14 protein-coding genes are annotated in these 13,723 nt (G+C 69.4%); 9 read left to right on the forward strand and 5 right to left on the reverse strand.

Going from position 1 to position 13,723, the window contains the following annotated elements:
* Positions 1–48 precede the first annotated feature (48 nt).
* The gene (locus tag STRIP9103_RS03685) at positions 49–1,758 is read right to left on the reverse strand and encodes a bifunctional 3'-5' exonuclease/DNA polymerase (protein WP_048819628.1); all 1,710 of its coding nucleotides are present in this window, start codon (positions 1,756–1,758) and stop codon (positions 49–51) included.
* Between the two features lie 362 nt (positions 1,759–2,120).
* On the opposite strand from STRIP9103_RS03685, the gene STRIP9103_RS03690 reads away from it, so the two are divergent.
* The 3 genes from STRIP9103_RS03690 to STRIP9103_RS03700 all read left to right on the forward strand — a co-directional run bounded on the left by STRIP9103_RS03690 (position 2,121) and on the right by STRIP9103_RS03700 (position 5,211).
* On the forward strand, positions 2,121–3,305 hold the full coding sequence (locus tag STRIP9103_RS03690; protein ID WP_234022109.1) for a hypothetical protein: 1,185 nt from the start codon (positions 2,121–2,123) through the stop codon (positions 3,303–3,305).
* Positions 3,306–3,369: 64 nt separating this feature from the next.
* The gene (locus STRIP9103_RS03695) at positions 3,370–4,659 is read left to right on the forward strand and encodes a NucA/NucB deoxyribonuclease domain-containing protein (RefSeq protein WP_009298044.1); all 1,290 of its coding nucleotides are present in this window, start codon (positions 3,370–3,372) and stop codon (positions 4,657–4,659) included.
* Positions 4,660–4,677: 18 nt separating this feature from the next.
* Positions 4,678–5,211 carry a hypothetical protein gene (locus STRIP9103_RS03700; RefSeq protein WP_009297950.1) on the forward strand — a complete coding sequence of 178 codons (534 nt, stop codon included), beginning with the start codon at positions 4,678–4,680 and terminating at the stop codon, positions 5,209–5,211.
* Positions 5,212–5,429: 218 nt separating this feature from the next.
* On the opposite strand, the gene STRIP9103_RS03705 is transcribed toward STRIP9103_RS03700, so the two are convergent.
* Positions 5,430–5,642, reverse strand: coding sequence for a DUF397 domain-containing protein (locus STRIP9103_RS03705; protein WP_009298011.1), 213 nt, complete (start codon positions 5,640–5,642; stop codon positions 5,430–5,432).
* Positions 5,643–5,670: 28 nt separating this feature from the next.
* Positions 5,671–6,522, reverse strand: coding sequence for a helix-turn-helix domain-containing protein (locus STRIP9103_RS03710; protein WP_009298051.1), 852 nt, complete (start codon positions 6,520–6,522; stop codon positions 5,671–5,673).
* 188 nt (positions 6,523–6,710) lie between these two features.
* On the opposite strand from STRIP9103_RS03710, the gene STRIP9103_RS03715 reads away from it, so the two are divergent.
* Genes STRIP9103_RS03715 through STRIP9103_RS03725 form a run of 3 tightly spaced genes read left to right on the forward strand, consistent with a single transcriptional unit; the run spans position 6,711 to position 7,977 of the window.
* Positions 6,711–7,166: an ATP-binding protein gene (locus tag STRIP9103_RS03715; protein WP_063747259.1), complete on the forward strand. Its 456-nt coding sequence runs from the start codon at positions 6,711–6,713 to the stop codon at positions 7,164–7,166.
* Positions 7,163–7,555 (forward strand): hypothetical protein, encoded by a 393-nt coding sequence (locus STRIP9103_RS45150; RefSeq protein ID WP_009297958.1) that lies wholly within the window; start codon positions 7,163–7,165, stop codon positions 7,553–7,555. The genes STRIP9103_RS03715 and STRIP9103_RS45150 overlap by 4 nt, the downstream gene beginning before the upstream one ends.
* Entirely contained in the window at positions 7,540–7,977 is a 438-nt protein-coding gene (locus STRIP9103_RS03725) for a hypothetical protein (protein WP_009298048.1), read from the forward strand. Before STRIP9103_RS45150 ends, STRIP9103_RS03725 begins: the two co-directional genes overlap by 16 nt.
* 90 nt (positions 7,978–8,067) lie before the next feature.
* On the opposite strand, the gene STRIP9103_RS03730 is transcribed toward STRIP9103_RS03725, so the two are convergent.
* Positions 8,068–8,793 carry a Clp protease N-terminal domain-containing protein gene (locus tag STRIP9103_RS03730; protein WP_048819630.1) on the reverse strand — a complete coding sequence of 242 codons (726 nt, stop codon included), beginning with the start codon at positions 8,791–8,793 and terminating at the stop codon, positions 8,068–8,070.
* Positions 8,794–8,867: 74 nt separating this feature from the next.
* A complete protein-coding gene (locus STRIP9103_RS03735; RefSeq protein WP_048819650.1) occupies positions 8,868–9,548 on the reverse strand; it encodes a LysE family translocator in 681 nt (226 codons plus the stop codon).
* Positions 9,549–9,918: 370 nt separating this feature from the next.
* Here STRIP9103_RS03735 and STRIP9103_RS03740 point away from each other — a divergent pair, with 370 nt between their 5' ends.
* From STRIP9103_RS03740 to STRIP9103_RS03750, 3 genes are all read left to right on the forward strand, one after another.
* Positions 9,919–11,136 carry a DUF2786 domain-containing protein gene (locus tag STRIP9103_RS03740; protein WP_048819631.1) on the forward strand — a complete coding sequence of 406 codons (1,218 nt, stop codon included), beginning with the start codon at positions 9,919–9,921 and terminating at the stop codon, positions 11,134–11,136.
* Between the two features lie 461 nt (positions 11,137–11,597).
* Positions 11,598–12,803, forward strand: a complete 1,206-nt coding sequence (locus STRIP9103_RS03745) for an NAD(P)/FAD-dependent oxidoreductase (RefSeq protein ID WP_048819651.1) — start codon at positions 11,598–11,600, stop codon at positions 12,801–12,803.
* Positions 12,800–13,720: an RNA polymerase sigma-70 factor gene (locus STRIP9103_RS03750; RefSeq protein WP_009298028.1), complete on the forward strand. Its 921-nt coding sequence runs from the start codon at positions 12,800–12,802 to the stop codon at positions 13,718–13,720. The genes STRIP9103_RS03745 and STRIP9103_RS03750 overlap by 4 nt, the downstream gene beginning before the upstream one ends.
* The last annotated feature ends 3 nt before the right edge of the window (positions 13,721–13,723 follow it).

Here is a 13,723-nt window from a genome sequence, read left to right on the forward strand (position 1 = left end):
TCGATCACGACTCCCGTACGGCCTTCCTCGGTCGTCCCGCGGCCGTTCTCACTTGGCGTCGGCATAGCACTCCACCACCGCCGTCGTGAACGGAAGCCGCACCGGCGTCTCCCCGAAGGTCAGACGGGCCGACAGGTCCGACGCCTCCCGGATGGCCGCGACCACGGCGTCGGCCTCCTCCGCCGGGCAGTGCACGATCACCTCGTCGTGCTGGAAGAAGACGAGCTCGGCGGCCATGCCGGCGAGGGCGCGGCGGAGGGCGGCGAGGAGGAGCAGGGTCCAGTCGGCGGCGCTGCCCTGGACGACGAAGTTGCGGGCGAAGCGGCCTCGGGCGCGGGAGTTCGCGGAGGCGTAGCCGGGCACCCACTCGTTGCCCTGTCCCCCTTCCCGGTCGGCGGGGACGTCCTGGTCGGCCTGGGGGATGCCGGCTTCCTCGGTCGCCGCGTCGTCGGAGGAGCCGGCCGCCGGTGGGCAGGTACGCCCGAGCCAGGTCCGTACGAGCCGGCCCTCCTCGCCCGCGCGGGCCGCGTCGTCGACGTACTGCACGGCTTTCGGGAACCGGCGGCGCAGTGCGGCGAGGTTCTTCAGCCCGTCCCCGGAGGTCTGCCCGTAGACCGCGCCGAGGACGGCGAGCTTGGCCTGGGCGCGGTCGCCGGAGAAGGCGCGGTCGGAGACGGACTGGTAGAGGTCGGTGTCGCGGCCGGCGACCTCCATGAGCCCGGGGTCGCGGGAGATGGCGGCGAGCACCCGTGGCTCCATCTGGTCGGCGTCGGCGACGACCAGCCGCCAGCCGGGGTCGGCGACACAGGCCCGGCGGATCACCTTGGGGATCTGCAGGGCGCCCCCGCCGTTGGTGACCCAGCGCCCGGTGACGGTGCCACCCGCCAGGAATTCAGGCCGGAACCGTCCTTCCCGCACCCAGTCCTGCAGCCAGGACCAGCCGTGGGCGACCCAGATGCGGTACAGCCGCTTGTATTCGAGGAGGGGTTTCACGGCGGGGTGGTCGATGCTCTCGATCTCCCAGCGGCGGGTGGAGCGGATCCGGATGCCGGCCCGCGCGAACGCCTTGACGACATCGGCGGGCAGATCGGGCCGCACACGGCGCCCGAAGGCGTTCGAGACCTCGTCGGCGAGCTCGGCGAGGCGGTGTGGTTCGCCGCCGCCCGCGTAGCGCTCGCCGAGCAGTTCGTGCAGGACCTCGCGGTGGACGTCGGCGCGCCAGGGGAGACCGGCGCGGTTCATCTCGGCGGCGACGAGCATGCCGGCGGACTCGGCCGCCGTCAGCAGCCGCATCCGCTCCGGGTGGACGGTGGCATCGTGCCGCCGCTGCTGGTCGGCATGGACCTCGATGAGGTCGGTGAGGGGTACGTGGACGGGGCGGGGCTCGAAGAGGGAGGGCTGGGCGGCGGGGCCGGCGGTGCGGAGGGGTGGGTCCGGGGGGACCGGGGTGTGGCGGAGGCGGGCGAGGGCGGCGGCTGCGGAGCGGGGTTCGCCGAGGCGGCCTTCGTGGCCCAGCAGCAGGGTCTCGGCGACCTCGATGTCGTAGCACCGCTCCACCCGGACCCCCGCGGCGAGCAGAGCCGGGTACACCTCGGCGGTCGCCCGCCACACCCATCGGCCCACACCCGGCCGGCGCCGCACCGCCGCCGCCGCATCCGGCTCCCACTCCGCCGGCCCCGCGGGCAGCCCGGCGGCGCCGAGGGGGGCGACCTCCACGCCACCGTCCTCGGCCGACACGAGAGCCCATCGGTCGGTCATGGGGCGAGTCTGCCAGGGGGGTCTGACAACGGCCCCTGACCAGGGGGCTTCGTACGACACGGGGGCGGTGCCTCCAGCGCTGCCTGAGCGTTCGCGGTGGGCGCGGCAACGATCACTACGGGAGACACAGACAACTTGTCTTATAAAAAGCTGTGTTGAGGATCGTGTAGATGTAGGTTCCCTGTGACCAAGCTTGATCATTTATAGGGGGAACCTTGTCGCGTTCGCGCGCGAGATTCTTGGCTTCGGCGTGCGCCGGAGCCATCGCACTCACTGTTCTCGGTATCGCTCCGTCGGCCAGTGCCGCAGCTCCCAAGGAGGCTTGCAGCCTCCGGTACAACGCTCGCATCACGTTCTGGGCGATGACATGCAGCCAGCCGGGCGAGCCGATGATCGGAGGCTTCGCCACCTGGCGCAACGTACCGATCACATTCGATCAGACCAACACCGGGTCCGCGACCGTACAGGTGGCCAACTACCTGCGCGTCAGCCCGAACACCTCAAGCAGTCCGCTGGCCCCCAACATCGAGATCGGGCTGTACGCGGAGAAAACGGGGAAGACCACACGCACGTACGGGCCGCGCTGGTCGGAGCTGACCAACAGCGGTGGCCGCACGAAGGCCATCACCGCCGGAGTCAACCCGACCAAGCCGGACAAGCGCAACCACACCTATATGACCGTCCGCCAGGCCGGCGGCAACCAGTGGGATGTGCTCTACGACTTCAACAAGGTCGGCTCCACAGCCAAGCAGCTCAAAGTGCTGGGCGGCAGCACCAACCGTATCGACGTCGGCCTCGAGGTGACGGGGCCGAAGTACATCAACGTCCCCTCCATCGCGAACCGCATGCAGTTCATGACCGGGAACAAGGTGTGGGAGCAGGTCGCGACGGGCAATGTGGCCAGGTCCGTCACGCTTCCCGCGTGCAGCGCGAGCCGTAAGCCGCCGAACTGCTTCACCACAAAGCTGACCGACGGCAGCAAGTTCACGCAGTGGACGGCGAGCAAGCCGCGCCGACAGGCCACCGCGGCGATCTCACCAGGTCCTGCGCACGCAACCTCGGCCAAGAGCGGGGACATCGCCGTCGGCGACCTTCCCAGCACATTCAACGGCGTGGACCAGCAGGCCCTGCGGGCGTGCCTGGAGAGTGATCCGGACAACTGCCTGTCGACCGTGCCAGGGCTGTCGGAGTGCGTGGTCACCATGCGGGTCTGCAACGCCGCCGCTCTGCTGTCCCGTGGCACGACCAAGAACACCACGCCCGACGCGGACGTCTCAGCCGCCGATATCCGGACCCGGGCCGCCGCCGCCTTCGGCGTCTCCGCACGCACGCTCTCCATCGAGCCGCCCGTTTCACCCACCGGGTTGCAGGCGCACCTGCGCGCGGCCGACGACACCGGCACCACCGTCTGGACGGTCACTTCCACCAGCCGGACTCGCGGACTGCAGAACACCGACCGCCTCTTCGACGGCTTCACCGCCCGCTACTCCGCACACACCGGCGCACTGCTGGAGGCGTGCTGGGGCGACCTCTGCGACGCCTTGTGATCACCGCTGTTGCCACAGGCCGCAGACGCCCTGCCGTTTTCCCGCACATGCAAGGAGTCCACTGGTGACCCTCCGCACCGCATGCATACGTTTCGCCCGCGCCACCGCCACCACGGCGATCCTGACACTGCTCACCTCAGCCACCACCACTGCCGCACACGCCGCCTCGCCCACGGACGTTTCGGCGTCCAAGGCCGGTGTCTTCGTCGATGCCGCCTCGCTCCCCGCCGACCAACTACGCGGCCTTGACCGGCCGGTTCCGTACGTCGAGTACGCTCGCTCCCACGACGTTGACGGCGTGACGCGGCAGACGGCGGCTGTCGCGGATCCCCCAGACCAAAAGGATCTGCGGAAGCAGTGCGCCAAGCAGGCCGCGAAGGCCAGGACAGCCACCGGCTGGATCAAGTCCCGCTTCGAAAGTTGTCAGAAGCGGCCCTACGACCTGATCCTGCGGGACGTCAAGGGCACCACCAACCTGGGCCGTCTCTGGTTCGATCAATGGGTCCTCGGCTTCGCCTACGACGGCAGCCGCCGTGTCGACTACGTCGCCAGCATCGAGAACATACGCGTCCAGCCGATACCCACCGAAGACGCCAAGAAATGGCGGATCGGCCAGCACTTCCGCCACAACATCAACGCCTCCAGCAGCGACCCGGACCCCAAGGTGAACGCCCCGGAGACCGAGGCCCGCGACGGACTGCTCGGCATGTGGGACAGCAAGCCGCACTGGACACTCACCTATACCTCCCCGGACAAGGGAGCCCTGTTCGACAAGGGCAACGCGCAGCGCGTGTTCTCGACCGTCTCGATGGACCTGAGCGTCAGCTCCCCCAACGCCGCCCCCTTCACCGGAGGCGGCAACGCCTACACATCGAGCGTCCGCTACGACTACGCAGGGAAGAGCGCGGGCAAGCACAAGGGCACCGTCTTCTCCAAGGCCCGTGTAGAACTCGTGATGAGCCGCAAGGACAAGGCGGTCAACGAGAGCGCCCTGCACATCTACGACGCCCTGTACCGTCCCGAGCGCACCTTCCCCTCCTGGCCCGGCAAGAGCGTTCCGGGGACGAAAGAACCGCTGCACCGGCTGGTCGACCAGGCCAAGATTGACAACAACCGCAAGAATTCGATTCGGGAATGCGAGAAGGTCTGGGGCAATTACTCCGGCAGTGGTCTGCAATGCGACGAGTACCCCTTCGCCTCCACGAAAGAAGGCTCCACCAAGGGCGACAACCGCTTCTCCGTCCGACTGATCGACGGCCCGGACAACCGAAGGGGCGGAGAGCGCCTTCTTCAGATGTACACGCTCAACCGCGTTCTGGACGGCGACCCCTTCTACATGAAGATCACCAACTAGCAGGAAGGCCCACTGGCCATGGTTCTTCTCGCCGAACACAACGTCACTGCCACTCCAGGCCGTTGCGTACTGGAGGTGTACGACGCCGATGCCTACCTCGGCGACGAAGAGGCCCTGGACTTCGGCGGGTGGCGCGGGAGGCGTGTCCCAGATACGAATGGTCACCTGTACCTCCTCAGCCTGCAACCCGACATGGACGTCCAGGTGACCATTCGTATCTGGGACACGCCTCCCGCGCCACCCGCCGAAGCCGAAGGTCACGTCGCCATCACTATCGAGTCCGAAACCGGCACCCTCGTCATCGGCCAACTCGACCGCGGCCCCGCCGGCGACGACGTCACTCTGCCCCGCCCAGGTGTATACGAGGGCCATGCCTGGTGGGAGAACAGACAGGCAGCCGCCGACTACTACGACACCACCCTCGACCAGCTCACCGACGACTCCTCCGACGGCCAACTCCTCGAAGCCTGGAACAACTGCCCCGTCACCGAACGCTACGTTCTCGACCTCGCCTACATCCGCGAACCAGAACCCGTCGATGAGGACGACTGAGCCACGGACGGGAACGGGCATCTGATCCTCAAGCGGAACTCCGCACGGGCTCTCAATGGTGGCCGTGCGCAGAGCGGTAAGTGCTTGATGACGACTCGGTGTCCCCCCTACTCATCGCGCTCGGCCTGTCGATCGCCGCCACAGCGGCGGCGCTGACCACCCGCGACAGTCGGCTGGTCCTGTCGTCACTACGGGGCCGCGACGGGGACACGTAGCGATCAGATGAAGGGAGGGAACCCGGCGGCCTTCACGGCGCCTATGAACGAGGCCCAGGCGCGAGCCTCGAAGACCAGACGCGCACCCGCCGGGTTCTTGCTGTCACGCACGGGAAGAATGCCGGGGAACCCGTCGGCGACCTCGACGCAGTCGCCGCCCGATCCGCTGTAACTGCTCCTGCGCCAGGTCACGATCTCAAGGTTGCGGGTGTTCATCCCTCGTGTGCCTCTCTACGTCATGCCGCTACAGCTCCTGCCGTACCCGGGCGATCAGATCGAGGCTGTCGCCGGGGCTCAAGGCGCTTGATCGGAGCGAATCGAAGATGAGCGTATAGTCCGCTGTTTCGTCGGGGGTCTCCATGTAGAGCGTCCCCGTGTGGTGCTCCACAGCCACGACGTCGGAGAACGACAGGCTGGGGAAAGCGAAGAGCACGAACGATCCGGCCAGACCGGCGTGTGCTCCCGCCCGATCGGGGATGACCTGCACCTCTACGGACGGGTGGTCAGCCATCGTCTCCAGATGTTCCAACTGTTTGCGCATCACTTCTCGGCCGCCCACCTGGAGTCGTAGAGCCGCCTCCCCTTCGATGACGCACAGCCGCGGAGAGGCGGACCGCGCCAGGACCTCTTGGCGCTTCATGCGTGCCTCCACCAACACGTCCACCTTTTCTTGCGTAAGAGGGGCTGGGGTCGCGGCGATGACCTCCCGCGCGTAGTCGGGTGTCTGCAACAGGCCGGCGATCAGGGTGCTTTGGTACGACCGGATGTAGTCGGCGGTTCTCTCGTAGTCGATGAAGTCCGTGTACGTCGGCCGCGCCAGACCTGCGCGCTGCACCCAGCCAGGTTCCCTGCTGCGCTGGGCAAGAGACACCATCGCGTCCACCTGAGCAGGGTCCTCGACGCCGTAGAACGTCAGCAGGTCGCGCAACTCGCCCAGAGAGATGCCCAGTCGAGCATTCTCGATCCGGTTGATCTTCGTTCGGTGACAGCCGATGCGCTCTGCTGCTTCATCAACGCTCTTCCCGGCGGCTTCCCGGAACTCGACCAGCAACTCGGCGAGGCGACGGCGTCGAACTGTTGGGCGCGATGCGGCCACGAGTACCCCCTCCATGTGGGTTTTGCCAGCAGAACAGTAGCCCCCGAAAAAGATCATGGAACATTTCCAAAGAGTCTGTTGCGAATGGGGCAACCGCAAAGCACTCTGGATCTAGTTACTCACCGTCGCTGCATGTGACGGAGGGGTGACGTTGATGTGCTATCAACCCGCTCCCAAAGGGATGAGCCATGCCCACAAGAGCTGTAGCCGCAGGAACCGTGCCGCCCGCGCCCATGCGGACCATCGCGCACACCTTCCCCAGACACCGCCGCAGCGTCGGCCGTGCTCGGGTGGTGCTGCGGGACCAGCTCGCCATATGGGATGTGGGCGGCGAAGTCGCGTACCGCGCCCTGCTGTTGCTCTCCGAGCTGGCCACCAACGCCGTCCGCGCCAGAACGACCAACGGTCGACGTATCGGCGTCCGGTTCGAACTGGCCGGAACGGAGTTGCGGATCGAGGTCTCCGACGCGGGGGAGGGGAAACCGGAGTTGAGGCAGGCGGGAACGGACGACGAGGCGGGCCGAGGGCTCGCCCTGGTGGAGGCGCTGGCCGACGACTGGGGTGTGAGTCCGCGCGACGGGGTCGGCAAGACCGTATGGGTGCTGCTGGTCCTGTCGGACGGAGCGGACGGGGCGCTGTCATGACGCCGTCGTGGCAGACCCCCTGGTGGAGGCAGGCCGGGGACGGGTACCGCGTTCGGGTCGTCGCCCACGCGCTCGATGGTCGCCGGGCCCCGCTCGGCGAACACCGCGTCCGTACCCCGCGGTTGGCCCTGCGGTGGTTACGCGGTCGGGCCGGGGACGTGGCGGACCAGCTCGACCCGCCGTACGCCCGTGTAGTGGCCGCGTGGCTGGGCGACACGCGTGAGCACGAGCGGGCGCTGGACCTCATGACGGCGGGACGCCCGTACCTCTTCCTGGCCCAGGACGAGGACGGCATCCGCTACGCCTTCACGGTCGAGCCACTCCCCCTCGCCCGCCCTGTCTCCTCACCTGGCACCGTTCGAAGGGTGGCCTCATGTCTCGCCGCGTAGAACGGTCCCTCGGGCCGCAGCCCTTCGCACAGCCGGGTTTCTGGTGTGAGCGGATCACGTACCGCTCTCTGTCCGCCGACGCGATCACATCCGTGGCGACGTACGCCACGACCAATCCGGCCCAGGCCATCCGCAAGATCCGGGTGGACGTACGGCTACTGGTGTCCGCGCTTCCGCCGCGCGAGATGGCCCGTGCCTTCGGCTGGATCGACGGCGGCGGCTGTCTGGGCGCCGTCGCCGCCCTCCATCGGGGTGAGCCGTGCGGGTTCTCGCTCAACACGCGTGACGCGTGGGTCGAGTGGACGGTCCGGCCGGTCGTTTTTCTGACGTCGGCTGCTGCCGGTCCGGTGGCCTCCTGCCGGGATACCGGAGGTGCGGCTCCTCCGCCCTCGGGCTTCCGTTCCGGCTGCGTGAGCCTTTGACGCTTTTCGGAAAGCAGCGCACGGAAGGCCCCGGAGCATTCCTTGCGACTCCGGGGTCTTCCACGCGCAGACACGGTTCCGGGGCGCCTTCTATGCCTGCCCCTCCGTCAGGGCCCGCAAGGCCTCCGCCACGTTCGCCTCGGTCGCATCCTTGCGGACCCCCAGCCCGCTCAGCACGCCCTCCCCGTTCTCGAACTCAAGGAGGGCGAGCAGCAGATGCTCGGTCCCCACATAGTTGTGCCCGAGCCGAAGCGCCTCACGGAAGGTGAGTTCGAGGACCTTCTTCGCCTCGGCCCCGTACGGAATGAGCTCGGGCACCTCGGCGACAGTCGCCGGCAGCTCCGCCAGCGCCGCCTCCCGCACCGCGTCCAACGAAACCCCCTGCGCCACGATCGCCTTCGCCGCCAGCCCCTCCGGCTCGGAGAGCAACCCGAGGACCAGATGCGCCGGCACCCCCTCCGCGTTCCCCGCGGCCTTGGCTTCGTTGTGCGCGACCGTAACGACGTTGCGGGCCCGCGGGGTGTAACGGGCGAACCCCTGGTTGGGGTCGAGGTCGTTCTCGGCCTTCGACACGAACCGCTTCTGCGCCGCCTGCCGGGTCACCCCCATGCTCTTGCCGATGTCCGTCCAGGACGCGCCCGACCGCCGCGCCTGGTCCACGAAGTGGCCGATCAGATGGTCGGCCACGTCACCGAGGTGGTCCGCGGCGATCACCGCGTCCTGAAGCTGGTCGAGCGGTTCCGGATGGACCTTCTTGATGGCTTCGATGAGGTCGTCGAGACGCACGGAAGCCGAAACTCGTGGGTTCGTCGTCATGTGTCAACCGTAGGTTGACAGTGCATCACTGTCAACCTCAAGTTGACATGCTGAGGCGCCCTGCGGCGTCCCTCTCACTTCGGTGAGGTAGCCAACCGCACCGCCAACCCCGCGAAAACCGTCCCCGTGAAGATGTTCAGCCCCCGGGCCACCCGTCGGCTGCGCCGCAGCAACTGGGAGAGACGGCCGGAGAGCAGCCCGATCGTGCCGTCCCACAGGAAGCCCATGACCACGATGGTGACGCCGAGCAACAGGAGCTGCCCTCGCACATGACCGAGCGACGGGTCCACGAACTGCGGCAGGAACGCCACGTTGAAGAGGATCACCTTGGGGTTGAGCAGATTGGTGATGGCCCCCTGCCAGAAGGCCCGCCGCAGCCCCCGCCGACGCCCGGCCGACGTCCCCGTCCCTCCACCGGGGCCCGGTGCACCGGCATCCCCCTCACCGGCGCCCTCCTCACCCGGCACCGACCGATCCCGGAACGCCTTCACCGCGAGGTACAGCAGATACGCCGCCCCCAGCCACCGCAGTACGTAATAGAGCGCCGGCAACGTCTCGAACAGCGCCGAAAGCCCCAGCATCGCGGCCACCGAGTGCACGAGCATGGCGCTCGCCACGCCCGCCGCGGCCATCACCCCGGCCGCCGGCCCACCCCGCCCCCCGACGGCCACGATGAACATCATGTCGGGCCCCGGAGTCACACAGAGGGCGAAGGCCGCGACGAGAAACGCTGCGTAGAGAGATGTGTCGACCATGCCCGCCATGCTTGACCGCCGCCCCGAAGAACGGCGACCCGATTTCACGGACCGGAACGCCCGGTGCACAGTCCCCCTCCACCCCACCAGTCCCTCCACCCCACCAGTCCCTCCACCCCCACCGGCGCCGCCAACACCCCAACGCACCCGCCAACCCGGCCAGGTTCACCACCCCGACCGCCAGCCCCAGCACCGCCCCCACCCCGCCCCCTGAAGGGCGTCTTACCGGTATGGCCGGCCCTACCTCACACGGCCGTGATTCCAACCGAGCCACGGGCAGCCGGGCAGCCGGGTCGACTGCCCACCCGCCCCGGAGCAGCCCCACCCGCCCCCGGGGGCACCCCCACCCCCCCATGACACGATCGAAGACGTGAGCAGCAGCCGTAGCCGTAGCAGTAGTAGCAGTAGTAGATCCAGCAGTACGACCCCCACCGTGGACCGCGCCTTCGAGGCCGCCCTCTACGCCGACACCGACACCGCCCTCGACACCGGCGCCTCGCTGCTCGCCGCCGACCCGTCGGCCGACGCGGAACTCGCCCGGCGAGGCCGGGAGTTCGTCGCGGGCGCCTGGCGACGCGGCTGGCAGCCCGCCGATGTCGTACGGTTCGCGCGGCGCGAGCTGGAGGGCCCGCATGTACGCCTGCTCGCACGGCTCGTCGTGGACGAGCACCAGGCAGGGGACCGACCGCCCCCGACCCCCCGCTGGTCCGCCCAGCTCGACGAGGTCAGAACCCTCGCCGAACCCGAACCCGAACTCAAACCCGGGCCGACCCCCCACACCGACCGCTTCTCACAGGCCACCACCACCCTGGAGCTGTACCGCCTGCTCCTCCGTCTGCCCGCCCTGGAACCCCTGGACCGGGACCGGCCCCAGACCGCCCCCACCCCCCGCGACCCCGAGTCCCGCATGCTCACCCGTATCCGCGCCCTGCTCGCCAAGGCGGAGGCGACCGGCTTCCCGGAGGAGGCGGAGGCGCTCAGCGCGAAGGCGCAGGAGCTGATGGCGCGGCACAGCATCGACGAGGCGCTGCTCGCCGCCCGCACCCACACCAAGGACGCGCCCGGCGCCTGCCGCATCGGCGTGGACCCGCCGTACGAGACGGCCAAGGCGGTACTGCTCGACGCGGTCGCCCGCGCCAACCGCTGCGAGGCCGTCTGGAGCGAGGCCCTCGGCTTCTCCACGGTCGTCGGTTTCGAGGCCGATCTGGAGGCGGTCGAACTGCTCTACACCTCGCTCCTCGTCCAGGCCACCACCGCGATGACCAAGGCGGAGGCGGCCCAGCGCAAGGGCGGCCGCAAGCGGACCAAGACCTTCCGGCAGTCCTTCCTGGCCGCCTACGCCCACCGCATAGGTGACAGGCTGGCCGAGGTCGCCGATGCGCAGGTGGCCGAAACCGGCGCCGAGGACGCGGGCGACCTGCTCCCCGTCCTCGCCGCCCGAGACGTCGCCGTCCGCGACCGGTTCACCCACATGTTCCCGGACACCGTCACCACCCGCGTACGAGGTGTCAGCGACGCCACCGGCTGGCGACAGGGCACGGAGGCAGCGGACCGAGCCCAGGTCAGGGCCCGGCCCCGGCTGCCGTAAAGGGGGTTGAGGAACACCGGAACGAGAACCGGCGCCAAGCCGTACGGATCTCCGGCCCGCAGAGGAAGCGGGTGCTGAAGCGGGCGCAGGAGATCGCCGACCTGGGGATGGGCGAGGCCGACGTCTCGGCGATACCGCCGCGCCGGCCGGCGGAGCTGTCCCGGTATGGGGTGGACGGCAAGGCGTCCCTGCTCAAGCGGCACGACGACTCCCGGCGCCTGGCCACCCTGCCGGCCACCGCGACCTGCTTGACGACCCGGGCGGTCGACGACGCCCTGGACCTGCCGGCGGTGCTCATCGTGACGAAGCCGCCGGCCAGGGCGGCTTCGCGGACCCCTTCGACCACCTTCCGGCGGGCCCCGATTCGGACTGTGTCGCGCGTCACATCCGGCCCATGTCACGTCCAGGCCGCCTGCTCCCATCTGGTGGGCGTCAGTAAGCGAGCCGAGGAGGACGGAACGATGAGCGCACGGCAGGAGACCAGCACGGCGAACGCGCACCGCGTGGCGATCCTGGGGGCGGGATACGCAGGCATGGCCGCGGCCGTCCAGCTCGCGGCGCGGGCCAAGCGGCACGAGGATGTGCAGGTGACCGTGGTGAACGCGCAGGAGCGGTTCACCGAACGCATGCGGTTGCACATGACGGCGACCGGGCAGCGGCTCGCCGAGCTGAGCATCCCGGAGCTGCTGGAGGGCACGGGCGCACGGTTCGTGCGCGGCTGGGTCACGGCGGTGGACGCGGACGCGAAGACCGTGCGGATCGACGACGACCGGGTCCTGCACTACGACACGCTGGTGTACGGGCTGGGCGGGGTCGCCGACACCTCGGCGGTGCCGGGGGCCGAGGACCACGCGTACACCCTGAGCAGTGCCCAGGACGCCGAGTCGCTGGCCGACCGGCTGGCGTGGCTCGGCAGCGGCACGGTGGTGGTCGCCGGCAGCGGGCTGACCGGTATCGAGTCGGCCGCGGAGATCGCCGAGCGGCACCCGCGGCTGAACGTCGTGCTGCTGGGCAGGCAGGAGCCCGGGGCGGCCATGAGCCCGAAGGCCAAGGCGTATCTGCGCGCCGCGCTCGACCGGCTGGGCGTCCAGGTGCGCGTCGGTGTCGAGGTGGCCAAGGTGCTGCCCGACGCGGTGGAGTTGGCAGGCGGGGAGAGCATCGCCGCCGACGCAGTCCTGTGGACCAGCGGCACGCGCGTGTCGCGGCTGGCGGTCGCCGCCGGGCTGGCCGTCGATGAGCGCGGACGCATCGTCACCGACGCCGCGCTGCGGTCGGTGTCCCACCCCGATGTGTACGCGATCGGCGACGCGGCCGCGATCCGCCAGGGCTACGGCGTCATGCACGGTACGTGCCAGGGCGGCATGCCGAGCGGGGTGCACGCCGCGCTGTCGATCGACCGTGTACTCAAGGGCAAGCAGCCCAAGCCGTTCCGCTTCGGCTATTACCACACGCCGGTGAGCTTGGGGCGAGGCGACGCGGTGGTGCAGTTCACCCGGCCCGACGACAGCCCGCGCCGGATCTGCCTGACCGGACGCATGGCCGTCCGGTACAAGGAGACGGTGACTGCCTCGCCCTGGCCGACGTATGGCCGTATGACGAAGATGCCTGCCTCTGGTGCGTTCTGGCCCCGCGGGGGCCGCTTCACCCGTGTCCGGGGGGCCAAGTGACCGGCCTGTCCGCCCACCCGGACCATCAGGTCTTCCACGAGCACCGGCGGCTGCTGTTCTCCGTGGCCTACCGCGTCCTCGGCAGCGCGGCCGATGCCGAGGACGCGGTCCAGGATGCCTGGATCAAGTGGTCTGCCGCGGACCGCTCGCAGGTGGCCGACCCCAAGGCGTACCTGACGCGGATCGTCTCGAACCTGGCGCTGGAACGGCTGCGCTCCACCCGGCACAAGCGGGAGACCTATGTGGGGCCGTGGCTGCCGGAGCCCATCCTCACCGGCGGGGATGCCGCCGAGGCTGTCACGGACGCCGAGTCGGTGTCAATGGCCATGCTGGTGGTGCTGGAGACGCTCAGTCCGCTGGAGCGCGCGGTGTTCGTGCTGAAGGAGGTCTTCGGCTTCAGCCACGCCGAGATCGCGGAGGCGGTGGAGCGTTCCGAAGCCGCGGTGCGGCAGGCCGCGCACCGAGCCCGCGAGCACGTGCGGGCCCGGCGACCGCGCTTCGCCGCCGACCGGTCGCGGCAGCGCGAGGCCACCGAGCGGTTCTTCGCCGCCGCAACCGGCGGGGACGTCAACGCCCTGATGGAACTGCTGTCCCCGGACGTCACCCTGTGGACCGACGGCGGCGGCAAGGTCCGCCAGGCCCTGCGCCCGGTTGTGGGCGCGGCCACGGTGGCCGCCTGGTTCGCGGCCATCGGCACCGTCACCTACCAGGGCGTCGAGCCCGCCGACATGAAAGCCGGACTCGTCGAGATCAACGGCGGGCCGGGCATGGTGTTCAGCGGGCCGGGACGTGTGATCGCCACCGTCACCTTCGACTTCGACGCCGACGGCCGCATCACCGCCATCCACAACGTGGCCAACCCGGACAAACTCCAGGCCGTCGCCGACGGCACCACTTACGACATCGAGACGCGGTGAGCG

Source organism: Streptomyces ipomoeae 91-03 (genome assembly GCF_000317595.1).
GTDB classification, from domain to species: domain Bacteria; phylum Actinomycetota; class Actinomycetes; order Streptomycetales; family Streptomycetaceae; genus Streptomyces; species Streptomyces ipomoeae.